Consider the following 23281-nt stretch of genomic DNA (forward strand, 5'->3'; position numbering starts at 1 on the left):
CGCCTCGGGGCCGATGACCGAACTCATGCTTCCACGCTATCGAACATGCGTGCGATGGACCGCACTGCCGACCCGATCTGTGGATGAACACGCAACTGTGGACAACTCACGGATTTCTGCAGGCAAAGCGCGCCGTGGAAAGATGGGACGCGTGTTGCGTTGGACTACTGCTGGTGAATCCCACGGCCGCGCCCTGGTTGCCGTGGTCGAGGGCATGGTCGCCGGAGTCCACCTCACCTCCGACGACATCGCCGCCCAGCTCGCCCGTCGTCGGCTCGGCTATGGCCGCGGCGCGCGGATGAAGTTCGAAGCCGACCAGGTCACCATGCTGGCCGGCGTCAGGCACGGCGTCACCCTGGGCGGCCCGATCGCCATCGAGGTGGGCAACACCGAGTGGCCCAAGTGGGAAACCGTGATGGCGCCCGACCCCGTCGACCCAACCGAGTTGGAAGAGAGCGCCCGCAATGCGCCGTTGACCCGCCCGCGGCCCGGTCACGCCGATTACGCCGGCATGCTCAAGTACGGCTTCGATGACGCCCGTCCGGTGCTCGAACGGGCAAGTGCCCGCGAAACCGCCGCCCGCGTCGCCGCCGGCACCGTCGCCCGGGCCTTCCTGCGGGAGGCGCTGGGCGTCGAGGTGCTCTCGCACGTCATCTCCATCGGTGCGTCGGATCCCTACGACGGGCCGCCGCCGCAGCCGGCCGACCTGGCCGGCATCGACGCCAGTCCGGTCCGCGCGTTCGACAAGGACGCCGAGGCCAGGATGATCGCCGAGATCGAGGCCGCCAAGAAAGACGGCGATACCCTCGGGGGCGTCGTCGAGGTGGTCGCGAGCGGACTGCCGATCGGGCTCGGCTCGTTCACCAGTGGTGACAACCGTCTCGACAGCCAGCTGGCCGGCGCGGTGATGGGCATCCAGGCGATCAAGGGTGTCGAGATCGGTGACGGCTTCGAAACCGCACGGCGTCGCGGCAGCGTCGCCCACGACGAGATGCACCCGGGGCCCGGCGGCGTGATGCGATCGACCAACCGGGCCGGCGGGCTGGAGGGCGGCATGACCAACGGCCAGCCGCTGCGGGTGCGCGCCGCCATGAAACCCATCTCTACCGTCCCGCGGGCGCTGGCCACGGTGGACATGGCCACCGGCGACGAGGCGGTGGCGATTCACCAGCGCTCCGACGTGTGCGCGGTGCCGGCCGCCGGTGTCGTGGTCGAGACCATGGTGGCGCTGGTGCTGGCCCGCGCTGCGCTGGAGAAGTTCGGCGGCGACTCGCTGACCGAGAGCCGCGCCAACCTCGACACCTATCTGCGCGCGGTGCGCACCCGAGGAGCACAACAGCAGGAAGCCGCCCGCGAGCCGGCTCAACCGGCGCAGGCGTCGGGCTGATGGCGCCCACGGCGGTGTTGATCGGGTTGCCCGGCTCGGGTAAATCCACGATCGGTCGGCGACTGTCCAAGTCCATGGGCGTCACACTGTTGGACACCGACGCCGCGATCGAGGAGACCACCGGCCGGTCCATCGCCGACATCTTCGCCGACGACGGCGAGAAGGAGTTCCGCCGCATCGAGGAGGAAGTCGTTCGGGATGCGCTGGCATCACACGACGGGGTGCTGTCGCTGGGCGGCGGCGCCATCACCAGCCCCGGTGTGCGCGAGGCACTTTCCGGACACACCGTCGTCTACCTGGAAATCAGCGCCACCGAGGGGGTGCGCCGCACCGGCGGCAGCGCCGTGCGGCCGCTGTTGGCGGGCGACGATCGGGCCAAAAAGTTCCGGGCGCTGATGGCCGAGCGGGTGCCGCTGTACCGGCGGGCGGCAACCATCCGCGTCAACACCAACCGCCGAAACCCCGGTGCGGTGGTGCGTTACATCGTGTCGCGGCTGGAGAATCCCGGCTCCGATGACGCACCGCCGAAGCCACAGCGGAGGCCGCGCCGCCCGTCGTGGCGCCGTACGCCGGTGTCGCTGACACCGGACCCGTCCGAGCCGACCACGCCCGCCAGCCCTGCGGAGTTGGCTCGCCGCGCTGAGGCCCGCCATGACTGACCTCACCGCACCGGTCACGGTCGAGGTGGCCGTCGACCCGCCCTACCCGGTGATCATCGGCGCCGGACTGCTGGGCGAGTTGGGCCGTTTCCTCGACGGCCGACACAAGGTCGCGATCCTGCACCAGCCGGTGCTGGCGCAGACGGCCGAAGCCATCCGTAACCACCTGTCCGACAAGGGAATCGACACGCACCGCATCGAAATCCCGGATGCCGAAGGCGGTAAGGAGCTGCCCGTCGTCGGGTTCATATGGGAGGTGCTGGGTCGCATCGGCGTCGGACGAAAGGATGCCATCGTCAGCCTGGGCGGGGGAGCGGCCACCGACGTGGCGGGATTCGTCGCCGCTACCTGGCTGCGCGGCGTTGACATCGTGCACGTGCCCACGACCTTGCTCGGCATGGTGGACGCTGCCGTCGGCGGAAAGACCGGTATCAACACCGACGCCGGCAAGAACCTGGTCGGCGCATTCCACCAGCCGGCCGCCGTGCTCGTCGACCTCGCCACGCTGGAGACGTTGCCGCACAACGAAATCGTGGCAGGCATGACCGAGATCGTGAAGGCCGGGTTCATCGCTGACCCGGTCATCCTCGACCTCATCGAGGAGAATCCCGATGCGGCGCTGGACCCAGCCGGGCGGGTGCTGCCCGAACTGATCCGGCGCGCCGTCACCGTCAAGGCGGAGGTCGTCGCCGCCGACGAGAAGGAATCGCAGCTGCGCGAAATCCTCAACTACGGCCACACGTTGGCGCATGCCATCGAACGGCGGGAGCGGTACCAGTGGCGACACGGTGCCGCGGTGTCGGTTGGCCTGGTGTTCGCGGCCGAATTGGGCCGGCTGGCCGGACGACTCGACGATGGAACCGCCGACCGGCACCGCTCGATCCTGACGTCGCTCGGTCTTCCGGTGAGCTATGACGCCGACGCGTTGCCGCAGCTGCTGGAATACATGGCCGGGGATAAGAAGACCCGCTCGGGCGTGCTGCGGTTCGTCGTCCTCGACGGGCTGGCCAAACCGGGACGGCTGGAAGGCCCGGATCCGTCGCTGTTGGCGGCGGCGTACGCGGAGGTGGCACAGTCATGACCGGGTTCTCGACGGTGAACGTGATCAACGGCCCGAATCTGGGTCGCCTCGGCACCCGTGAAACGCAGGTGTACGGCGACACCACCCACGATGATCTGGTAGCGCTGATCGAACGTGAAGCCACCGAGCTGGGGCTGAAAGCCGTTGTGCGGCAGAGTGACAGCGAAGCTGAGCTGCTGGAGTGGATCCACCGCGCCGCCGACGCAGGCGAACCGGTGATACTCAACGCGGGCGCGCTGACCCACACGTCGATCGCCCTACGGGATGCCTGCGCCGAGCTGCGCGCCCCCCTGATCGAGGTGCACATCTCGAATGTGCATGCGCGCGAAGAGTTCCGGCACCACTCCTACCTGAGCGCGCTGGCCACCGGCGTCATCGTCGGCCTTGGCGTGCAGGGTTACGTGCTGGCGCTGCGCTACCTGGCGTCGACGGGTTAGCGCTGCTCCTCGCGACGCGCTTGGGTGGCGGCTTCGTCGGTCGTTACCGGGGCGGTCTGCTGGTCGTCCTGTCGCACGGCGGCGAACACATCGGTGTCCGCCCGGTCCTCGTCGGTGGCGGCCAGGCCGTGGTGTTTGCGCGGCACTTTGTCTTCATGGCGGTCGATGAGCCAGTGACCGAGCGCGACACCGGCGAGCGCGGCAAGGAAGGTCAGCAGCGCGGTGAACGCCGCGAACGTGGTGAGCTCGTTGATCAGCCCACCGACATAGAGGTCCTGGTAGAACAGCGAGATCAACCACGCGACGGCGCCGCTGACGATTCCGGCGAACAGGCCGGCCAGCAGCCACATCATCGCCAGGTCGGCCCGCCGGTCGGGATCGGGGTTGGATTCGGCGTCCCCGCGGCCGTCGAGCAGCCCCCAGACAAACGCCGCGATCGCATACAGCACGACCAGCACGATGCTGATCAATCCCGCCCTGGTCTCCCACGCGTTGATCGCAGCGCCCTGCACCAATCGGATGAACACCATCAGGGCCGCGAATACGAGTCCGCGCAGCAACCAGTTAGTCATGGGCACACAGCGTAGCGAGTAGCGTCAAGGCCTGTGACGATATCTCAGCGTCGGGACCGTCTGCGGCACCGGCTGAGCGCCACCGGACTGGATGCCATGCTGGTAACACACCTGGTCAACGTGCGTTATCTGTCCGGTTTCACCGGTTCCAACGCCGCCCTGCTGATCCGCGCGGACGATGACACGCCGGTGCTGGTCACCGACGGGCGCTACCGCACCCAGGCCGGCCAGCAGGCGCCGGACGCCGAACTGGTCATCGAACGCGCGTGCGCGACCTACCTGGCCGGGCGGGCGGCCGCGGATGGCTTGCGGCGGGTCGGCTTCGAGAGCCACGTGGTCACGGTGGAAGGGTTTGACGCGCTCGCGAAGGAGGCCGGCGAGACCGAACTGGTCCGCGCGGCGGGGACGGTCGAAGAGTTGCGCGAGGTCAAGGATGCCGGCGAGGTGGCGCTGTTGCTGCTGGCCTGCGAGGCGGCCGACGCGGCGCTGGCCGAACTGGTAGCGGCCGGCGGGCTGCGGCCGGGGCGGACCGAGCGGGAGGTGGGCCGCGAGCTGGAGTCGCTGATGCTGGATCACGGGGCGGACGGGGTTTCGTTCGAAACCATCGTGGCGACCGGGGCCAACTCGGCGATCCCGCACCACCGGCCAACTGACGCCGTGCTCGCGTCGGGCGACTTCGTCAAGATCGATTTCGGCGCCCTGGTCTGCGGCTATCACTCCGACATGACGCGGACGTTCGTGCTGGCACCGGCGGCCGAGTGGCAGCTCGACCTCTACCAGCTGGTGGAGAGGGCCCAGCGGGCCGGCCGGGAGGCGCTGGCGCCCGGGGTTTCCCTGCGCGACCTGGATGCCGCGGCGCGACAGGTGATCACCGATGCCGGCTACGGCGATAACTTCACGCACGGGCTGGGTCACGGCGTCGGGCTGCAGATCCACGAAGCACCGGGGATCAGCGCGACTGCCGCCGGTACACTCCTTGCTGGCTCCGTGGTGACCGTGGAGCCCGGTGTCTACTTGCCCGATCGCGGCGGTGTCCGCATCGAGGACACCCTGGTCGTCGGCGAGTCTGCGCCAGACCTGCTTACCCGGTTCCCCAAGGAGCTGGCGATTCTCTCTTGAGAGACTAGGAGTAGTACCGACCGTGGCATCGACCGCCGACTTCAAGAATGGGCTCGTCCTGCAGATCGACGGCCAGCTCTGGACCATCGTCGAGTTCCAGCACGTTAAGCCGGGCAAGGGGCCGGCCTTCGTGCGGACCAAACTGAAGAACGTGCTGTCGGGCAAGGTGGTCGACAAGACGTTCAACGCCGGGGTCAAGGTCGACACCGCCACCGTCGACCGCCGCGACACCACCTACCTATACCGCGACGGCTCCGACTTCGTGTTCATGGACAGCGAGGACTACGAGCAGCACCACCTGCCGGAGTCGTTGGTCGGTGATGCCGCCCGCTTCTTGCTGGAGAGCCTGCCGGTGCAGGTTGCCTTCCACAACGGCACGCCGCTGTATATCGAACTGCCGGTCACCGTCGAACTCGAGGTCACTCACACCGAGCCGGGGCTGCAGGGCGACCGGTCCAGCGCCGGCACCAAGCCGGCCACCGTGGAGACCGGCGCGCAGATCAACGTGCCGCTGTTCATCAACACCGGCGACAAGCTCAAGGTGGATTCCCGCGACGGCAGCTACCTGGGGCGAGTCAACTGACCATGCCCAAGCCCGACCGGGGCCGGCATCGGGCCCGTAAACGGGCTGTCGATCTGCTGTTCGAGGCGGAGGCCCGCGGCATCACCCCGGCGGAGGTCGCCGATGCGCGAAATGAGCTGGCGCACGCCCAATCCGAGGTACCCGCGCTGAACCCCTACACCGTGACGGTGGCGCAGGGTGTCACGCAGCACGCCGCGCACATCGACGACCTGATCTCGGCGCATCTGCAGGGCTGGACGCTGGACCGGCTGCCCGCCGTCGACCGGGCTATCCTGCGGGTCGCGGTGTGGGAACTGTTGCACGCCAACGATGTCCCGGAGCCGGTCGCCGTCGACGAGGCGGTCGAACTTGCCAAGCAGCTGTCCACCGATGATTCGCCGGGCTTCGTCAACGGAGTGCTCGGCCAGGTGATGCTGTTGACGCCGCAGATCCGGGCGGCCTCAGAAGCCGTCCGAGGCGCCGCGCGGGGCACATCCGACAATTCATGATGGCCGCACCCAGGTAGCCATCGCCGCAACCGGGAAAGTTTCACTTGACTGGGGGTCAAGCGATATGTTTGAGTGGTACTCAAATGAAAAAAGTACCGAATCGCACACTGACACGGGCTGAGGCGACGGCGGCCACGGGTGAGCGGATTGTTCGCGGTGCGCGCCGCCTTTTCTTCGACCGGCGGTATGAAGATGTCACTCTGAACGAGATCGCCGCGGCGGCAGGCGTATCGCACCAAACCGTGCTGAACCACTTCGAATCCAAGGAGGGTGTCGCATTCGCCATGGCCGAGTTGGTTCGTGACGAGACGGCGTCTGTGCGGTTCGACGTCCGGCCCGGAGACGCCAGAGGAGCGCTCAAGGCGCTCGTCGATGAGTATGAACGCATGGGCGACCTCAACATTCGTATGCTGACGAGCGCTCTGGATGTCGAACGCCTTGCAGAGATACTCGGCATGGCCCGACGCAGTCATCGACTGTGGATCGAGACGGTCTTCGCGAACTCGCTGCCGAGTCCCAAGAAGGCGAGGGAACGGGCGATCAACAGTATCTACGCCGCGACCGATGTCTATGTCTGGAAACTGTTGCGACGCGACCTCGGGCTGAGTCGAGACGAGACACAGCGAGTCATGACCGATTTGGTACTCGGGGTGATCAATGCGAGACGACCGTGAGTTCGTATCTTTTCGCCCTTGTTGACGGCGGCGGAACGGTCCCACCCGAGCTCGGCGCCGCCCGGCGGTTGGTGGAACGCGGGCACCGCGTCGAGGTCCTCGCCGAGGACTCGATGATCCAAGAGGTCCAGGCGACGGGCGCCATCTTCCGGCCGTGGACTACAGCGATCAATCGGCCCGATCGCCGCCCCGAGAACGATCCTTTCCAAGACTGGGAAATTCGTACGCCGTTTCAACTGTTCACCCGGATGCTGGACGGGTTGCTCGCGACTCCGGCGCCGGCCTACGCGGCCGATTTGACCGCCGCAATCAAGGACAGGCGTCCCGATCTGGTGGTGTGCTCATTCTTCGCGATCGGCGCGATGGTCGCCGCCGAAGGCGCCGGTGTGCCGTACCACGTTCTGATGGCGAACATCTACGGGTTGCCTGCCCGTGGACTGCCCCCGTTCGGTCTTGGCTTGCAGCCGTCCACCAACCCGCTGAGCCGAGTACGGAATTGGGCGATTCGCCTTCTCGTCACCCGGCAGTGGAACAAGGGTCTTGGCCGGGTCAACGCGCTGCGAGAGTCATACGGACTAGGGCAGATTGCCGACTTCTGGGACCAGGCGCGCAGGGCTAGCAAGTTGCTCGTGCTGAGCTCGTCAAGCTTTGACTTTCCGGCCGAATTGCCGGGCAATGTTTACTACGTCGGCCCGGTGCTCGACGACCCCGCCTGGGCCGTGGATCAAGTGTGGAACCCGCCGCCCGGTGAGAACCCGCTTGTCCTGGTGGCGATGTCTTCGACGTTCCAGGACCAAGTCGACTGCCTTCAGCGGGTCATCGAGAGTCTGGCATCGCTGCCCGTGAGCGGCATCGTCACCACCGGACAGTCCGTCGACCCCACGGCGCTGCGGCCAACAAGTAACGTCCAAGTCCTCGCGGCGGCACCGCATTCCGAGGTGCTCAAGCACGCAAGCGCCGTGGTCACGCACGGCGGACACGGCACGGTCGTGCGCGCACTGGCCGCGGGCGTGCCGCTCGTCGTGATACCGCAGGGACGGGATCAGGCCGACAACGCCGCCCGTGTCGCCGCACGAGGCGCGGGCATCACCGTCAAGAGCGGCGCTCACCCAGAAGAGATCGCCGGGGCCGTTCGCCAGATCCTTGGCGATGCTGGGTACCGGGAAGCCGCAGCGCGGCTGGGGCGAATCATTCGTGAGGATGCCGCCTCCGGTGCGCTGGTTGCCGAACTAGAGAGCCCATCGATGAGCGCGATCCAGCCGAAACTGGAGTAGCCGGCTACTCACCCCTTCGCTGCACCGCGAAGTGATGATCACATTGTGGAACTTCCAGCCGATTGAAGGACTCAGGTTTCGGAGACGTCGTGAAGAAGGTGACCGGCCTCGGCGGCAATAAGGCCGACGATCCTGGGCAGAGCGGCAGCCCGGATCCGGCACCGCCGAAGTAGCCGCAACACCCGCCAATGGGCCTCTCGCCACAGAGGGGCCCATTGGTGTTGCGGCCTACTACATCTCCAAAGCCCGGTATGTGCGGCGAAGGAACTTCGGTTGCGCGCTTTGCAGTTTGGCCAGCGACGTGTTGCCGCCGACCGCGGCGGCATCCGACGACAGGTCCGGAAGGTTCTGAATCAGATACAGCACAATGAGATCGGCCGACGGGTCGGCCTGCCACCACGTCCCGAAGGCGCCCGGCCAACTGAACGTCCCGACGCCGCCCGGCCCGAACAACTGCCGCGACTTCGCCGGGTCGGTCACCACCGACAGGTTCAGCCCGAACCCGCGGCCCACCCAGTACGGCATTCCCAGAAAGGGATACCGCTTCTGCTCGTCGGTCAGCCGGTCGGTGCGCATCAGCCGGACGGATTCCTCGGACAGCACCCGCACCCCGTCCAGCGTCCCGCCCGCCAGCAGCATCCGGGCGAACCGCAGATAGTCGTCGACCGTCGACCACAAGCCCGCTCCACCCGAGCAGAACGGCGGCGGCGTGATCGGCGCCGGACCCATCACGTCGTGGCGCAGCACGTTATCCTCGTCGAGCTTGTACATGGTCGCCGCCCGCCGGCGTCCGGTCGGGCCGACGCTGAAGCCCGTGTCGGACATGGCCAGCGGTCCGAAGATGCGCTCGGACAACACGTCGGCCAGCGGCTTGTCCTCGATCCGCGACAGCGCGACGCCGAGCGCGTCGGTGGCGTAGCTGTAGGTCAACCGCTCGCCGGGCTGATGGGCCAGCGGAAGCTCGGCCAGGTCGGCCAGCCAGTGATCCTGGTCCTGACGCAGCGACAGCTTGTCGTATGCGCGCGCCAGCGGGCCCAGCACCGAGAACGCGTAAGCCAGTCCGCTGCGGTGGGTCATCAGATCGTCGATGGTGATCGGCCGCTGGGCGGCGACGGTCTTGTCCAGCGCGCCGCGCGGCTCGGCCAGCACCCGCAGGTCGGACAGCTCCGGCAACCACTTCGCGACCGGATCGGCCAGCGCCAGCTTGCCTTCTTCGAGCAAGGCCAGTGCCGCCGCGACGGTGACCGGCTTGGTCATGGACGCGATGCGAAACAGGGTGTCGCGCTGCATCGGCAGTCGGGCGTCGACGTCGCGGTGGCCCAGCTCGTTGACCTGTAGCACGTCGCCGGTCTGCCACACCAGCGTGACCGCCCCCGCGAGCAGGCCCGCGTCGATGGCCTGCTGAATGGATGCCTGGTTGCCGTCGAGATTCACCGCGCCCAGCGTAGTCAGCGCGCTGGTGTCGCTGACGGCCGACCGGATCGCGGGTGCTAAGCTCCCCGCAGTTCGACGTCCTTTAACGATCCGTCCAGAGAGGCGGAGAAGGAGGTCAGGGTCGCTTGGGCGCCACCGACTCGTCAGGCACCGACCGGGAGTTGATGTCCGCGGCGGATGTCGGCCGGACCATTTCCCGCATCGCGCATCAGATCATCGAAAAGACCGCTCTGGACGGTCCCGACGCGCCGCGCGTCGTTCTGCTCGGCATCCCGACCCGGGGCGTGACGCTTGCCGCCCGGTTGGCGGACAGGATCAGCGAGTTCGCCGGGGTGGCGCTCCCCCATGGTGCGCTGGACATCACGCTGTACCGCGACGACCTCAACATCAAGCCGCCACGGCCGCTGGAGGAGACGTCGATACCCGCGGGCGGCATCGACGACGCGCTGGTCGTCCTCGTCGACGACGTGCTGTATTCGGGCCGCTCGGTGCGCTCGGCGCTGGACGCCCTGCGCGACATCGGCCGCCCCCGCGCCGTGCAGTTGGCCGTGCTGGTCGACCGCGGCCACCGCGAGCTGCCGCTTCGGGCCGACTACGTCGGCAAGAACGTCCCGACCTCGCAAAGCGAGAGCGTGCACGTGCTGCTCGCCGAGGACGACGACCGCGACGGGGTGGTGATCTCCCGATGAGTCCCAGGCATCTGCTGGCGGCATCCGATCTGTCCCGCGAGGACGCCACGGCCATCCTCGACGACGCCGACCGGTTCAGTGAGGCGCTGTTGGGCCGCGAGGTCAAGAAGCTGCCCACGCTACGCGGCCGGACCGTCATCACCATGTTCTATGAGAACTCCACCCGTACCCGGGTGTCGTTCGAGGTGGCGGGCAAGTGGATGAGCGCCGACGTCATCAATGTCAGCGCGTCCGGCTCGTCGGTGGTCAAGGGTGAGTCGTTGCGCGACACCGCGCTGACGCTGCGCGCGGCGGGGGCGGACGCGTTGATCATCCGCCATTCCGCCTCCGGGGCGGCTCAACAGCTCGCCGAGTGGACGGCCACCGCGGACGGCGGTCCGTCGGTGATCAACGCCGGCGACGGCACCCACGAACACCCGACCCAGGCGCTGCTCGACGCGCTGACCATCCGCCAGCGGCTGGGCGGCATCGAGGGCAAGCGGGTAGTGATCGTCGGCGACATCCTGCACAGCCGGGTGGCCCGGTCCAACGTCGTGCTGCTGGACACGCTGGGCGCCGAGGTGGTGCTGGTGGCGCCGCCGACGCTGCTCCCGGTCGGGGTGGCCGAGTGGCCGGTGACGGTGTCGCACGACCTGGATGCCGAGCTGCCCGTCGCCGACGCGGTGCTGATGCTGCGGGTGCAGGCCGAGCGGATGACCGGCGGTTTCTTCCCGTCGGCCCGGGAGTACTCGGTGCTATACGGGTTGTCGGAGAAGCGGCAGGCCATGCTGCCCGGGAACGCGGTGGTGCTGCACCCCGGTCCCATGCTGCGCGGCATGGAGATCTCCTCTTCGGTTGCCGACTCGACGCAATCGGCTGTGCTGCAACAGGTTTCCAACGGTGTGCATGTCCGGATGGCGGTGCTGTTCCATCTACTGGTGGGCGCCGATCAGGAGGCGATCAGCGCATGAGCGTGTTGCTTCGGGGCGTACGTCCCTACGGCGAGGGTGACCGGGTCGACGTACTGGTCGATGACGGCCAGATCACCGACATCGGCGCGGACCTGTCCATCCCCGAAGACGCCGATGTCATCGACGCCACCGACCAGATCCTGCTGCCGGGTTTCGTCGACCTGCACAGCCATCTGCGTGAGCCCGGCCGCGAATACGCCGAGGACATCGAAACCGGCTCTGCCGCAGCGGCGTTGGGCGGTTACACAGCGGTGTTCGCGATGGCCAACACCACGCCGGTGGCGGACAACCCGGTGGTCACCGACCATGTGTGGCATCGCGGCCAGCAGGTTGGGCTGGTCGACGTGCACCCAGTCGGGGCGGTCACCATGGGACTGGCCGGAAGCCAGCTCACCGAGATGGGAATGATGGCCGCGGGCGCGGGCCAGGTCCGCATGTTTTCCGACGACGGTGTGTGCGTGCACGACCCGTTGGTGATGCGTCGTGCATTGGAGTACGCCACCGGACTCGGCGTCCTGATCGCGCAGCACGCCGAGGAGCCGCGGCTGACCGTCAACGCCGTTGCGCACGAGGGTCCCAACGCCGCCCGGCTGGGCCTGTCCGGCTGGCCGCGCTCCGCCGAGGAGGCCATTGTGGCCCGCGACGCGCTGCTGGCCCGCGACGCCGGAGCCCGGGTGCACATCTGCCACGCCTCCACCGCAGGCACCATCGAGATTCTCAGATGGGCCAAGGCACAGGGGATTTCGATAACCGCCGAGGTGACACCGCACCATCTGATGCTCGATGACGCCCGGTTGGCCACCTACGACGGGCGCAACCGCGTCAACCCGCCGCTGCGCGAAGCCGCCGACGCCGAGGCGCTGCGACAGGCGCTGGCCGACGGCGTGGTGGACTGCGTGGCGACCGATCACGCACCGCATGCCGAACACGAGAAAATGTGCGAGTTCGCCGTGGCCCGGCCCGGCATGCTGGGTCTGCAGACTGCGCTGTCGGTGGTGGTCGAGTCGATGGTGCGACCGGGGCTGCTGAGCTGGCGCGACGTCGCGCGGGTAATGAGCGAGAACCCCGCGCGCATCGTCGGGCTGCCCGACCAGGGCCGGCCGCTCGACGTCGGCGAGCCGGCGAACCTTACCGTTGTCGATCCCGACGCGACGTGGACGGTGGCCGGGGCGGAGCTGGCCAGCCGGTCGGACAACACCCCGTACGAGTCGATGACACTGCCGGCCGCGGTCACCATGACGTTATTGCGTGGCAAAGTGACCGCGCGGGACGGAAAATCGTCTGCATGAACACGGGGACATTGGTCGCGTCGCTGATCATGGCGGCCCTGCTGCTGGTGCTCATAATTCTGATGTTCCGTGCGATGATGCGCGGCTGGAAGCGGCGCGCCCTGGAGCAGGGCCCGGTGATCGGCGCCCTTCCGCCGCTGCCGGACGATGTGGGGCCGGCCGTCATTCCCGAGATGACCGGCCTCTACGTGGGCAGTGCATTCGCGCCAGATCGACTCGAGCGAATCGCCGGCAGCGACCTCGGCGACGGCGCAAAAGCGGTGCTGACGCGTCATTCCCAGGGCATCATGCTCACACGGAGAGGTGTCCGGTCGCTGTGGATACCCGACGAGTCGATCACGTCGATTCGCACCGAGCGTTTCGTCGCCGGCAGGGTGGCTGCTCGGGACGGAATTCTGGCGATCCGATGGCGACTTCCGTCGGGCATGGAGATCGACACCGGTTTTCGTGGTGACGACCGCGGAGAATACCCGGACTGGTTGGAGGCGGACAGTGAGTAGGGCACTGCTGGTCCTCGACGACGGCCGCATTTTCACCGGCACCCCGTTCGGCGCCATCGGCGAGACGCTCGGTGAGGCGGTGTTCTCCACCGGCATGTCGGGCTACCAGGAGACGCTGACCGATCCCAGTTATCACCGCCAGATCGTCATCGCCACCGCCCCGCAGATCGGCAACACCGGGTGGAACCACGAGGACGCGGAAAGCCGCGGCGACAAGATCTGGGTGGCCGGTTATGCCGTCCGCGACCCGTCGCCGCGCGCGTCGAGTTGGCGGGCCACCGGAACGCTGGAGGACGAGCTTGTCCGGCAGGGTGTCGTCGGCATCGCCGGCATCGACACCCGCGCGGTGGTGCGTCATCTGCGCAGCCTCGGCTCGATGAAGGCCGGTGTGTTCTCCGGTGACGCCCTCGGTGACCCCGACGAGCTGCTGACGCGGGTGCGCAGCCAGCCGTCGATGCTGGGCGCGGATTTGGCCGGCCAAGTGAGCACCGGCGATGGCTACGACGTTGAACCGGATGCGCCGCAACGGTTCACCGTGGCGGCGATCGATCTGGGCATCAAAACCAACACGCCGCGCAACTTCGCCCGCCGCGGCATCCGCAGCCATGTGCTGCCGTCCTCGGTGACCTTCGAGGCGATCGCCGATCTGAAACCGGACGGCGTGTTTCTGTCCAACGGACCGGGTGACCCGGCCACCGCGGACCACGTCGTCGGCGTCACCCGCGAGGTGCTGAGCGCCGGAATCCCGCTGTTCGGCATATGTTTCGGCAACCAGATCCTCGGCCGTGCGCTGGGCCGCTCGACCTACAAGATGGTATTCGGCCACCGCGGCATCAATGTGCCGGTCATCGACCATTCCACCGGCCGGGTCGCCGTCACCGCCCAGAATCACGGCTTCGCGCTGGAAGGCGAGGCGGGGGAGCAGTTCGACACCCCGTTCGGCACCGCGGAGGTGAGTCACACCTGCGCCAACGACGGGGTGGTGGAAGGGATCAAACTCGTTGATGGAAGGGCCTTCTCGGTGCAGTACCATCCCGAGGCCGCGGCCGGGCCGCACGACGCCGAGTACCTCTTCGACCAGTTCGTCGACCTGATGGCAGGGGAGTGAGCTAGGTGTCCATTTCCGCGAACGTGCCTGTCTGCACGCCGACACGCAAAATCTCTGCAAACGCGCACGCTCGTCCCCGCGCGAGAGTGCGCAAACTCGCGGAAAACACCGGCGTGTCGGCCGCAGACACGCACGCTCGCCGAAAAGAGCGGAGCGGATAATGCCGCGGCGGACAGACCTGAAACACGTGCTGGTGATCGGATCCGGGCCGATCGTCATCGGGCAGGCCTGCGAATTCGACTACTCCGGCACCCAGGCCTGCCGGGTGCTGCGCGCCGACGGCCTGCAGGTGAGCCTGGTCAACTCCAACCCGGCTACGATCATGACCGACCCGGAGTTCGCCGACCACACCTATATCGAGCCGATCACGCCGGCATTCGTCGAACGGGTGATTGCCCAGCAGGCGGAGCGCGGCAACAAGATTGACGCACTGCTGGCCACTCTCGGCGGGCAGACCGCACTGAACACCGCCGTCGCGCTGTACGAAAGCGGGGCCCTCGACCGCTACGGCGTCGAACTGATCGGCGCGGATTTCGAAGCCATCCAGCGCGGTGAGGACCGGCAGCGATTCAAGGACATCGTCGCCAAGGCCGGCGGCGAATCCGCCCGCTCCCGGGTGTGCTTCACCATGGACGAGGTTCGGGAGACGGTCGCCGAGCTTGGGCTGCCGGTCGTGGTTCGGCCGTCGTTCACGATGGGCGGGCTGGGCTCGGGCATGGCCTACTCCGCCGAAGACGTCGAGCGGATGGCGGGAGACGGCCTGGTCGCATCCCCGTCGGCCAACGTGCTGATCGAGGAATCCGTCTACGGCTGGAAGGAATTCGAGCTCGAGCTGATGCGCGACGGCCACGACAACGTGGTGGTGGTGTGCTCGATCGAAAACGTCGACCCGATGGGCGTGCACACCGGTGACTCGGTGACCGTCGCGCCGGCGATGACGCTGACCGACCGGGAATACCAGCGCATGCGTGACCTCGGCATCGCCATTCTGCGTGAGGTCGGCGTCGACACCGGTGGCTGCAACATCCAGTTCGCGATCAACCCCACCGACGGCCGGCTCATCGTGATCGAGATGAACCCCCGGGTGTCGCGGTCCTCGGCGCTGGCCTCCAAGGCCACCGGCTTCCCGATCGCCAAGATCGCCGCCAAGCTGGCGATCGGCTACACCCTCGACGAGATCCTCAACGACATCACCAAGGAAACGCCCGCCTGCTTCGAACCCACCCTGGACTACGTCGTCGTCAAGGCGCCGCGGTTCGCGTTCGAGAAGTTCCCGGGCGCCGACGCCACGCTGACCACCACGATGAAGTCCGTCGGCGAGGCGATGTCGTTGGGCCGCAACTTCATCGAGGCGCTGGGCAAGGTGATGCGATCGTTGGAGACGGGTCGTGCCGGCTTCTGGACGGCGCCGGATCCCGACATTTCGCTGCCGGAGCTGCTGGACCGGCTGAGGACCGCGACCGACGGGCGGCTCTACGACATCGAGCTGGCGCTGCGGCGCGGCGCAACCGTTGACCAGGTCGCGGCGGCCTCCAGTGTCGACCCGTGGTTCATCGAGCAGATCGGCGGGCTGGTGGCCCTGCGCTCGGAGCTCATCGACGCGCCGGTGCTCGACGCCGAGCTGCTGCGGCGCAGCAAGCACAGCGGGCTCTCGGACCGCCAGATCGCCGCGCTGCGACCGGAACTGGCCGGCGAGGCCGGCGTGCGGGCGCTGCGGCAGCGACTCGGCATCCACCCGGTGTTCAAGACCGTCGACACCTGCGCGGCGGAGTTCGAGGCCAAGACGCCGTACCACTACAGCAGTTACGAACTCGACCCAGCCGCCGAGACCGAGGTCGCCCCGCAGACCGACAGACCCAAGGTGCTCATCCTGGGCTCCGGACCGAACCGGATCGGCCAGGGCATCGAGTTCGACTACAGCTGCGTGCACGCCGCGACCACACTGTCGGACGCCGACTTCGAAACCGTGATGGTCAACTGCAACCCCGAGACGGTGTCCACCGACTACGACACCGCCGACCGGCTCTACTTCGAACCGCTGACCTTTGAAGACGTCCTCGAGGTCTACTACGCTGAATCTGCCTCGGGCGCAGGCGGTCCCGGTGTCGTCGGTGTCATCGTGCAGCTCGGTGGCCAGACGCCGCTCGGCCTGGCGCAGCGGCTGGCCGATGCAGGCGTACCGATCGTCGGCACCAGCCCGAAGGCCATCGACCTGGCCGAGGACCGCGGTGCATTCGGCGAAGTGCTGAACACCGCGGGGTTACCGGCGCCGCGGTTCGGCACCGCCACCAGCTTCGAGCAGGCTCGCCGCATCGCCGCCGACATCGGCTATCCGGTACTGGTGCGGCCGTCCTACGTGCTGGGCGGGCGCGGTATGGAGATCGTGTACGACGAGGAGACCCTGCAGGGCTACATCACCAGGGCCACCGAACTGTCGCCCGAACACCCGGTGCTGGTCGACCGGTTCTTGGAGGACGCCATCGAGATCGATGTCGACGCGCTGTGCGACGGCGCCGAGGTGTACATCGGCGGGATCATGGAGCACATCGAGGAGGCCGGCATCCATTCCGGCGACTCGGCATGCGCGCTGCCGCCGGTGACGTTGGGCCGCAGCGACATCGAGTCGGTGCGCCGCGCCACCGAGGCCATTGCCCACGGTATCGGCGTGGTCGGACTGCTCAACGTGCAGTATGCGCTGAAGGAGGACGTGCTCTACGTGCTGGAGGCCAACCCGCGAGCCAGCCGAACCGTCCCGTTCGTGTCCAAGGCCACCGCTGTGCCGCTTGCCAAGGCATGCGCGCGAATCATGCTGGGCGCCACCATTGCCCAGCTGCGAGAGGAAGGCGGGCTGGCGCGCACTGGTGATGGGGCTACCACGGCAAGGAACGCGCCGGTCGCCGTGAAGGAGGCGGTTTTGCCCTTCCACCGCTTCCGCAGGGCCGACGGCGCCAACATCGACTCGCTGCTGGGCCCGGAGATGAAGTCGACCGGCGAAGTGATGGGCATCGACCGTGACTTCGGTAGCGCCTTCGCCAAGAGCCAGACCGCCGCCTACGGTTCGTTACCGACCGACGGCACAGTGTTCGTATCGGTGGCCAATCGGGACAAACGGTCGCTGGTGTTCCCGGTGAAACGGCTCGCCGATTTGGGTTTCCGGGTGCTGGCTACTGCGGGTACCGCGGAAATGCTGCGGCGCAACGGGATTCCTTGCGACGAAGTACGGAAACACTTTGAGCCGCCGGGCGACGGGCGGCCGACCACATCCGCGGTCGACGCCATCCGCGCCGGCGATGTGAACATGGTGATCAACACCCCGTACGGCAACTCCGGTCCGCGCATCGACGGCTACGAGATCCGTTCGGCCGCAGTCGCAATGAACATTCCGTGTGTAACCACGGTGCAGGGCGCCTCGGCCGCGGTGCAGGGCATCGAGGCAGGCATCCGCGGTGACATCGGCGTGATGTCACTGCAGGAACTGCACAGCGTGCTGGGGCCGTAACGGTGGGCGGATTCGGTCGCCGGCTGGCCGACGCGGTGTCGGAGTGCGGTCCGCTATGTCCGGGCATCGATCCCCATCCGGAGCTGCTGCGGGCATGGGGCCTGTCGACCGACGCCGACGGGCTCGGCAAGTTCTGTGACATCTGTGTGGCGGCGTTCGCCGGCTTCGCGGTGGTCAAACCGCAGGTGGCGTTCTTCGAGGCGTACGGCGCCGCGGGCTATGCCGTGCTGGAACGCACCATCGACGCGCTGCGCGGCGCCGGGGTGCTGGTGCTGGCCGACGCCAAGCGCGGTGACATCGGGTCCACGATGGCCGCCTACGCCGCCGCGTGGGCCGGCAACTCCCCGCTGACCGCCGACGCCGTGACCGCATCGCCCTACCTCGGATTCGGCTCGCTGCAGCCGCTGCTGGACACCGCCGCTGCGCACGGCCGCGGCGTGTTCGTCGTCGCCGCAACCTCCAACCCCGAGGGCGCGGCAGTGCAGTGCGCACAGACCGGCGGACGGACGGTGGCGCAGTCGATCGTGGACGACGCCGCCGCGGTCAACCGCGCTGCGGCACCCGAGCCGGGTTCGGTCGGAGTCGTCGTGGGCGCCACGTTGTCGGAGCCCCCCGATGTCAGCGCGCTGGGCGGGCCGGTCCTGGTGCCCGGCGTGGGCGCCCAGGGTGGTCGGCCCGATGAACTGCGGGGCTTCGGCGGCGCCCGGCCCGGGCAGCTGTTGCCCGCGGTGTCGCGCGAGCTGCTGCGCGCGGGACCCAACATCGCCGAGTTGCGCGCTGCGGCAGAACGATTCCGCGACGCCGTCGCCTACCTGGCCTGACCGGACACCGGATCGGTGACTCGATTGGCCACCAGCACCATCAGCGGCGGCAACCCCAACTCGATCGCCAGCATCGCCAGGTAGAACGGATGCGGCGGGCCGACGAGGATCACCGACAGCAGTCGTCCGATACCGCCGACGAAAACCACTGCGGCCAAAAAGTTTACGAACATCCGCTTGTGTTCCACGTCGCGGGCGCACCAGAGCAGTGCGACGCCGTAGCCCAGGAAGAACCCGGCGAAGAACCGGTCCTCGCCGTCCGATGTCGGATTGACGTCCGAGCCGCCGATGATGGCCTCGGGTCCGATCGCCAAATGAGCCAGCGAGATAGCGATCACGATGACACCGAACAACACCAGAAACATTTGGAACATCCGTCGCATAGATACCACCTCTCGGTACAGCGGATAGGTCTACTACGCACTGTAGTTGATACGTCAACCGACGTCGGCGCACCGCCGTGACACGCCCGACACGCGGTGACCAGGCAAATTTTCTTCTAACCGGGTTAGCCCCCGGGGTCTCGACGCCCGGTTCGGCGCCTGCGCTGCACCAGGGGGATCGGCGCGACCTCCGAAAACCCTTGATATGCAGGTAGTTCGGGGCATTCTCGCGGCGCGACGGGCGACCCACTCGCGGCCGGACGCCAATCCGCGGGCGCCTGACACGCTGGGCTTTTGAGGCCCTAACCAGGGGGTGGGGTTCGCTTTCGTCAGGCTGCGTGGGTACGGTCGTCGTCGCTGGCAGGTTTTACCAGCCAAGATAAAAATGATGGTGACGATACGGAGGAACCCGTGGCCCTTCCCCAGTTGACCGACGAACAGCGCGCGGCAGCGTTGGAGAAGGCTGCTGCCGCACGTCGAGCACGAGCCGAACTCAAGGATCGGCTCAAGCGCGGCGGCACCAACCTCAAGCAGGTGCTCAAGGATGCCGAGACCAACGAGGTCTACGGCAAGATGAAGGTTTCCGCGCTCCTTGAGGCATTGCCCAAGGTCGGCAAGGTCAAAGCGCAGGAAATCATGACCGAGCTCGAGATCGCCCCGACCCGCCGGCTGCGCGGCCTGGGTGATCGTCAGCGGAAGGCGCTGCTGGAAAAGTTCGACTTCTCGTAAGGGAGGTCAATGAACGAAGGCGGAGGACCGGGCGGAACTAAGCTCCTCAAGGCACCGGTCTTGGTGCTGTCCGGTCCGTCTGCCGTCGGGAAATCGACGGTTGTCCGCTGCCTGCGTGACCGGGTTCCCGATCTGCACTTCAGCGTCTCGGTGACCACCAGGTCGCCGCGCCCGGGTGAGATCGACGGCGTGGACTACTCGTTTGTCTCCGCCGAGCGGTTTCAGCAGTTGATCGACGACGGCGCACTGCTGGAATGGGCGGAAATCTACGGTGGGCTGCACCGGTCCGGAACCCCCGCCCAGCCGATCCGCGCCGCTGCCGCGGCGGGTCATCCCGTTCTGATCGAGGTTGATCTGGCCGGCGCGCGTGCGGTCAAGAAGGCGATGCCCGAGGCCATCACCGTTTTCCTCGCTCCACCCAGCTGGGACGTGCTGGAGAGCCGCCTTACCGACCGCGGCACCGAGACACCCGAGGTGAGGCGGCGCAGGCTGGCCGCCGCCCGCGCTGAGCTGGCCGCAAAGAAGGACTTCGACGCGGTGGTCGTGAACAGTCGATTGGAGTCAGCGTGCGCCGAATTGGTATCCTTGCTGGTGGCCCCGATAACCAAGCGCCGGGCACGGCGTGATACGGCCCGCAAAGCTACTTGAGCAGTCCCGCCAAACCGCCAGGAGACCCTTTTCGTGAGCACCCCGCACGCCGATGCGTCGCTGACCGCCGTTGACGGCATCGACCTCGCGACGTCCCCCCACACCGGATACGACACACCGGTGGGCATCACCAACCCGCCCATCGACGAGCTGCTGGACCGGGCGTCGAGCAAGTACGCCCTGGTGATCTATGCCGCCAAGCGCGCGCGGCAGATCAACGATTACTACAACCAGCTCGGCGACGGCATCCTCGAGTACGTCGGCCCGCTGGTCGAGCCCGGTCTACAGGAGAAGCCGCTGTCGATCGCGCTCCGGGAGATCCACGAAGACCTGCTCAAGCACACCGAGGGCGAGTAGCCAAGGACTCCGGCGATGAGCCTCTTGGGCGAAGAGCAAAGCACCTGAGCATGGACGGCAAGCGGATCATCGTCGGCGTGTCCGGGGGCATCGCCGCCTACAAGGCGGCAACCGTTGTCCGCCAGCTCACCGAGGCCGGCCACAACGTCCGCGTCGTCCCCACCGAGTCAGCGCTGCGCTTCATCGGTGCCGCCACCTTCGAGGCGCTCTCCGGTAACCCCGTCCACACCGGGGTTTGGGACGACGTGCACGAGGTGCCGCATGTCCGGATCGGACAGGACGCCGACCTCGTCGTCGTCGCCCCCGCCACCGCGGACCTGTTGGCCCGTGCGGTCGCGGGCCGCGCAGACGACCTGCTGACCGCCACGCTGTTGACGGCCCGATGTCCGGTGCTGTTCGCACCCGCGATGCATACCGAGATGTGGTTCCACCCGGCCACCGTCGACAACGTGGCCACGCTGCGGCGCCGGGGGGTTGTCGTCCTCGAGCCGGCGTCCGGGAGGCTGACCGGTGCGGACAGCGGCGCCGGACGGCTGCCCGAGGCCGAGGAAATCACCACGCTGGCCGGCCTGCTGCTGGAGCGTTCCGATGCGCTGCCCTACGACCTGGCCGGCGTCAAGGTGCTCGTCACCGCCGGCGGCACCCGCGAGCCGATCGACCCGGTGCGCTTCATCGGCAACCGTTCCTCGGGCAAGCAGGGCTACGCGATGGCCCGGGTGGCCGTCCAGCGCGGCGCCGACGTCACGCTGATCGCCGGCAACACCGCCGGACTGGTCGATCCGGCGGGTGTCGACGTCGTCCACATCGGTTCGGCCGCCCAGCTGCGCGACGCGGTGTCCAAGCACGCACCCGATGCGCACGTGCTGGTGATGGCCGCCGCGGTCGCCGACTTCCGGCCCGCGCAGGTCGAGACCAACAAGATCAAGAAGGGCGCCGCTGAGCCGACGGCGATCGAACTGACCCGCACCGACGACGTGCTGGCCGGCGCGGTCCGGGCCCGCGCGGACGGCCAGCTGCCCAATATGCGCGCGATCGTCGGGTTCGCCGCCGAGACCGGCGACGCCAACGGCGACGTGCTGTTCCACGCCCGCTCCAAGCTGGCGCGCAAGGGCTGCGACCTGCTGGTGGTCAACGCCGTCGGCGAGAACCGCGCTTTCGAGGTGGACAGCAACCAAGGGTGGTTGCTGGCCTCCGATGGCGCCGAGGCCGCGCTGGAGCACGGTTCGAAAACTCTGATGGCCAGCCGTATTGTTGACGCGATCGTGGCCTTCCTGCACAACAGCGGCGAGTGACCCGGGCGCACGCTCGGGGGTGCGACAGGGCACCGATATAATTTGACCAACTAAGTTTTGGAGGATGAACGTGAGCAAAGGTCGGCTGTTTACCAGTGAGTCGGTGACCGAAGGGCATCCCGACAAGATCTGTGACGCGATCAGCGACTCTGTGCTCGACGCGCTGCTAAACGAGGATCCGCGGTCGCGGGTCGCGGTGGAGACCATGGTGACGACGGGCCAGGTGCATGTCGCCGGTGAGGTCACCACGAAGGCTGCTGCCCTCGCCGACATCCCGAAGCTCATCCGCGATCGCATCCTCGCCATCGGCTACGACTCGTCCGCCAAGGGCTTCGACGGGGCGTCGTGCGGCGTCAACATCGCGATCGGCGCGCAGTCGCCCGACATCGCCCAGGGCGTCGACACCGCGCACGAGGCCCGGGTCGAGGGCGCGGGTGACCCGCTGGACGCGCAGGGCGCCGGCGACCAGGGCCTGATGTTCGGCTATGCCATCAAGGACACCCCCGAGCTGATGCCGCTGCCCATCGCGCTGGCGCATCGGCTGGCCCGACGCCTGACCGAGGTCCGCAAGAACGGCGTGCTGCCCTACCTGCGGCCGGACGGCAAGACTCAGGTCACCGTGCAGTACGACGGGACCACCCCGGTCCGGCTGGACACCGTCGTGCTGTCCACCCAGCACGCCGCCGACATCGACCTGGACAAAATGCTGTCACCGGACATCAAGGAGAAGGTCGTCAACACCGTGCTCGACGACCTCGCGCACGACACCATGGACACCTCCGACTACCGGCTGCTGGTGAACCCGACCGGCAAGTTCGTGCTGGGCGGCCCGATGGGCGACGCCGGGCTGACCGGCCGAAAGATCATCGTCGACACCTACGGCGGCTGGGCGCGTCACGGCGGCGGGGCGTTCTCCGGCAAGGATCCGTCCAAGGTGGACCGTTCGGCCGCTTACGCGATGCGCTGGGTGGCAAAGAACGTGGTCGCAGCGGGGCTGGCCGAGCGCATTGAGGTCCAGGTGGCCTATGCAATCGGCAAGGCTGCCCCGGTGGGGCTGTTCGTCGAGACGTTCGGCACCGAGACCGTGGACCCGGACCGGATCGAGAAGGCCATCACGTCCGTCTTCGATCTGCGGCCCGGCGCGATCATCCGCGATCTGGACCTGCTGCGTCCGATCTACGCGCAGACGGCCGCCTACGGGCATTTCGGCCGCACCGATGTCGAGCTGCCGTGGGAGCAGCTCAACAAGGTCGACGACCTGAAGGCCGCCGTCTAGCTACTTCGACCTGAAAAACCCTGATTGCCGTG

At 67.6% G+C, this 23281-nt stretch carries 23 protein-coding genes and 2 pseudogenes; 22 read left to right on the top strand and 3 right to left on the bottom strand.

What is annotated here, in order from left to right:
• Positions 1-151 precede the first annotated feature (151 nt).
• From aroC to aroQ, 4 genes and pseudogenes are all read left to right on the top strand, one after another.
• Positions 152-1387, top strand: a complete 1236-nt coding sequence (gene aroC, locus ACRDU5_RS00695) for a chorismate synthase (RefSeq protein ID WP_526612300.1) — start codon at positions 152-154, stop codon at positions 1385-1387.
• A pseudogene (locus ACRDU5_RS00700) lies at positions 1387-1908 on the top strand (shikimate kinase); the annotation flags it as partial. The gene aroC and the pseudogene ACRDU5_RS00700, both read left to right, overlap by 1 nt.
• A gap of 130 nt (positions 1909-2038) precedes the next feature.
• Positions 2039-3127, top strand: coding sequence for a 3-dehydroquinate synthase (gene aroB, locus ACRDU5_RS00705; protein WP_526612301.1), 1089 nt, complete (start codon positions 2039-2041; stop codon positions 3125-3127).
• Positions 3124-3564, top strand: a complete 441-nt coding sequence (gene aroQ, locus ACRDU5_RS00710; RefSeq protein ID WP_526612302.1) for a type II 3-dehydroquinate dehydratase — start codon at positions 3124-3126, stop codon at positions 3562-3564. The genes aroB and aroQ overlap by 4 nt, the downstream gene beginning before the upstream one ends.
• On the opposite strand, the gene ACRDU5_RS00715 is transcribed toward aroQ, so the two are convergent.
• Positions 3561-4136, bottom strand: coding sequence for a B-4DMT family transporter (locus ACRDU5_RS00715; RefSeq protein WP_526612303.1), 576 nt, complete (start codon positions 4134-4136; stop codon positions 3561-3563). The two genes, aroQ and ACRDU5_RS00715, sit on opposite strands and share 4 nt — an antisense overlap.
• Positions 4137-4169: 33 nt before the next feature.
• Here ACRDU5_RS00715 and ACRDU5_RS00720 point away from each other — a divergent pair, with 33 nt between their 5' ends.
• The 6 genes and pseudogenes from ACRDU5_RS00720 (at position 4170) to ACRDU5_RS00745 (ending at position 8274) form a co-directional block, all read left to right on the top strand.
• A complete protein-coding gene (locus tag ACRDU5_RS00720; RefSeq protein ID WP_526612304.1) occupies positions 4170-5255 on the top strand; it encodes a M24 family metallopeptidase in 1086 nt (361 codons plus the stop codon).
• A 22-nt stretch (positions 5256-5277) separates the two neighbouring features.
• Entirely contained in the window at positions 5278-5838 is a 561-nt protein-coding gene (gene efp, locus ACRDU5_RS00725; RefSeq protein WP_526612305.1) for an elongation factor P, read from the top strand.
• A 2-nt stretch (positions 5839-5840) separates the two neighbouring features.
• On the top strand, positions 5841-6326 hold the full coding sequence (nusB, locus tag ACRDU5_RS00730; RefSeq protein ID WP_526612306.1) for a transcription antitermination factor NusB: 486 nt from the start codon (positions 5841-5843) through the stop codon (positions 6324-6326).
• Between the two features lie 83 nt (positions 6327-6409).
• A pseudogene (locus tag ACRDU5_RS00735) lies at positions 6410-6598 on the top strand (TetR/AcrR family transcriptional regulator); the annotation flags it as partial.
• Between the two features lie 12 nt (positions 6599-6610).
• A complete protein-coding gene (locus tag ACRDU5_RS00740; protein WP_526612329.1) occupies positions 6611-7000 on the top strand; it encodes a hypothetical protein in 390 nt (129 codons plus the stop codon).
• A complete protein-coding gene (locus ACRDU5_RS00745) occupies positions 6997-8274 on the top strand; it encodes a glycosyltransferase (RefSeq protein ID WP_526612307.1) in 1278 nt (425 codons plus the stop codon). The genes ACRDU5_RS00740 and ACRDU5_RS00745 overlap by 4 nt, the downstream gene beginning before the upstream one ends.
• A gap of 231 nt (positions 8275-8505) precedes the next feature.
• Here the strand turns inward: ACRDU5_RS00745 and ACRDU5_RS00750 are convergent, their stop codons facing one another.
• The gene (locus ACRDU5_RS00750; protein ID WP_526612308.1) at positions 8506-9708 is read right to left on the bottom strand and encodes a serine hydrolase domain-containing protein; all 1203 of its coding nucleotides are present in this window, start codon (positions 9706-9708) and stop codon (positions 8506-8508) included.
• A gap of 125 nt (positions 9709-9833) precedes the next feature.
• Between ACRDU5_RS00750 and pyrR the strand changes: the two genes are divergently transcribed.
• From pyrR to pyrF, 7 genes are all read left to right on the top strand, one after another.
• Positions 9834-10397, top strand: coding sequence for a bifunctional pyr operon transcriptional regulator/uracil phosphoribosyltransferase PyrR (gene pyrR / locus ACRDU5_RS00755; RefSeq protein WP_526612309.1), 564 nt, complete (start codon positions 9834-9836; stop codon positions 10395-10397).
• Complete coding sequence (locus tag ACRDU5_RS00760) at positions 10394-11347, top strand: aspartate carbamoyltransferase catalytic subunit (RefSeq protein ID WP_526612310.1); 954 nt, start codon at positions 10394-10396, stop codon at positions 11345-11347. Before pyrR ends, ACRDU5_RS00760 begins: the two co-directional genes overlap by 4 nt.
• Positions 11344-12636, top strand: coding sequence for a dihydroorotase (locus ACRDU5_RS00765; RefSeq protein WP_526612311.1), 1293 nt, complete (start codon positions 11344-11346; stop codon positions 12634-12636). Before ACRDU5_RS00760 ends, ACRDU5_RS00765 begins: the two co-directional genes overlap by 4 nt.
• A complete protein-coding gene (locus ACRDU5_RS00770) occupies positions 12633-13136 on the top strand; it encodes a PH-like domain-containing protein (RefSeq protein WP_526612312.1) in 504 nt (167 codons plus the stop codon). The genes ACRDU5_RS00765 and ACRDU5_RS00770 overlap by 4 nt, the downstream gene beginning before the upstream one ends.
• Positions 13129-14244 (top strand): glutamine-hydrolyzing carbamoyl-phosphate synthase small subunit, encoded by a 1116-nt coding sequence (gene carA, locus ACRDU5_RS00775; protein ID WP_526612313.1) that lies wholly within the window; start codon positions 13129-13131, stop codon positions 14242-14244. Before ACRDU5_RS00770 ends, carA begins: the two co-directional genes overlap by 8 nt.
• 160 nt (positions 14245-14404) lie before the next feature.
• A complete protein-coding gene (carB, locus tag ACRDU5_RS00780; protein WP_526612314.1) occupies positions 14405-17743 on the top strand; it encodes a carbamoyl-phosphate synthase large subunit in 3339 nt (1112 codons plus the stop codon).
• Between the two features lie 2 nt (positions 17744-17745).
• Entirely contained in the window at positions 17746-18564 is an 819-nt protein-coding gene (gene pyrF, locus ACRDU5_RS00785) for an orotidine-5'-phosphate decarboxylase (protein WP_526612315.1), read from the top strand.
• Here pyrF and ACRDU5_RS00790 read toward each other — a convergent pair.
• Positions 18552-18947 (bottom strand): DUF4345 family protein, encoded by a 396-nt coding sequence (locus ACRDU5_RS00790; RefSeq protein WP_526612316.1) that lies wholly within the window; start codon positions 18945-18947, stop codon positions 18552-18554. The two genes, pyrF and ACRDU5_RS00790, sit on opposite strands and share 13 nt — an antisense overlap.
• A 411-nt stretch (positions 18948-19358) precedes the next feature.
• Between ACRDU5_RS00790 and mihF the strand changes: the two genes are divergently transcribed.
• The 5 genes from mihF (at position 19359) to metK (ending at position 23249) form a co-directional block, all read left to right on the top strand.
• Positions 19359-19676 (top strand): integration host factor, actinobacterial type, encoded by a 318-nt coding sequence (gene mihF, locus ACRDU5_RS00795; RefSeq protein WP_526612317.1) that lies wholly within the window; start codon positions 19359-19361, stop codon positions 19674-19676.
• Positions 19677-19685: 9 nt separating this feature from the next.
• The gene (gene gmk, locus ACRDU5_RS00800; protein ID WP_526612318.1) at positions 19686-20324 is read left to right on the top strand and encodes a guanylate kinase; all 639 of its coding nucleotides are present in this window, start codon (positions 19686-19688) and stop codon (positions 20322-20324) included.
• Positions 20325-20357: 33 nt separating this feature from the next.
• Entirely contained in the window at positions 20358-20681 is a 324-nt protein-coding gene (gene rpoZ / locus ACRDU5_RS00805; RefSeq protein WP_526612319.1) for a DNA-directed RNA polymerase subunit omega, read from the top strand.
• Between the two features lie 50 nt (positions 20682-20731).
• Positions 20732-21973, top strand: coding sequence for a bifunctional phosphopantothenoylcysteine decarboxylase/phosphopantothenate--cysteine ligase CoaBC (gene coaBC / locus ACRDU5_RS00810; protein ID WP_526612320.1), 1242 nt, complete (start codon positions 20732-20734; stop codon positions 21971-21973).
• Between the two features lie 64 nt (positions 21974-22037).
• The gene (gene metK / locus ACRDU5_RS00815) at positions 22038-23249 is read left to right on the top strand and encodes a methionine adenosyltransferase (RefSeq protein ID WP_526612321.1); all 1212 of its coding nucleotides are present in this window, start codon (positions 22038-22040) and stop codon (positions 23247-23249) included.
• The last annotated feature ends 32 nt before the right edge of the window (positions 23250-23281 follow it).

The sequence above is a fragment of the Mycobacterium sp. genome (assembly GCF_050701515.1).
Classification (GTDB): domain Bacteria; phylum Actinomycetota; class Actinomycetes; order Mycobacteriales; family Mycobacteriaceae; genus Mycobacterium.

What these genes read in the sequence shown, in the direction of transcription:
- aroB (WP_526612301.1), top strand. Translation starts at nt 2,039, where the DNA reads ATGACTGACCTCACCGCACCGGTCACGGTCGAGGTGGCCGTCGACCCG.
- aroQ (WP_526612302.1), top strand. Translation starts at nt 3,124, where the DNA reads ATGACCGGGTTCTCGACGGTGAACGTGATCAACGGCCCGAATCTGGGT.
- ACRDU5_RS00715 (WP_526612303.1), bottom strand. Translation starts at nt 4,136, where the DNA reads ATGACTAACTGGTTGCTGCGCGGACTCGTATTCGCGGCCCTGATGGTG.
- nusB (WP_526612306.1), top strand. Translation starts at nt 5,841, where the DNA reads ATGCCCAAGCCCGACCGGGGCCGGCATCGGGCCCGTAAACGGGCTGTC.
- ACRDU5_RS00740 (WP_526612329.1), top strand. Translation starts at nt 6,611, where the DNA reads ATGGCCGAGTTGGTTCGTGACGAGACGGCGTCTGTGCGGTTCGACGTC.
- ACRDU5_RS00760 (WP_526612310.1), top strand. Translation starts at nt 10,394, where the DNA reads ATGAGTCCCAGGCATCTGCTGGCGGCATCCGATCTGTCCCGCGAGGAC.
- ACRDU5_RS00765 (WP_526612311.1), top strand. Translation starts at nt 11,344, where the DNA reads ATGAGCGTGTTGCTTCGGGGCGTACGTCCCTACGGCGAGGGTGACCGG.
- ACRDU5_RS00770 (WP_526612312.1), top strand. Translation starts at nt 12,633, where the DNA reads ATGAACACGGGGACATTGGTCGCGTCGCTGATCATGGCGGCCCTGCTG.
- carB (WP_526612314.1), top strand. Translation starts at nt 14,405, where the DNA reads ATGCCGCGGCGGACAGACCTGAAACACGTGCTGGTGATCGGATCCGGG.
- ACRDU5_RS00790 (WP_526612316.1), bottom strand. Translation starts at nt 18,947, where the DNA reads ATGCGACGGATGTTCCAAATGTTTCTGGTGTTGTTCGGTGTCATCGTG.
- gmk (WP_526612318.1), top strand. Translation starts at nt 19,686, where the DNA reads ATGAACGAAGGCGGAGGACCGGGCGGAACTAAGCTCCTCAAGGCACCG.
- coaBC (WP_526612320.1), top strand. Translation starts at nt 20,732, where the DNA reads ATGGACGGCAAGCGGATCATCGTCGGCGTGTCCGGGGGCATCGCCGCC.
- metK (WP_526612321.1), top strand. Translation starts at nt 22,038, where the DNA reads ATGAACGTGAGCAAAGGTCGGCTGTTTACCAGTGAGTCGGTGACCGAA.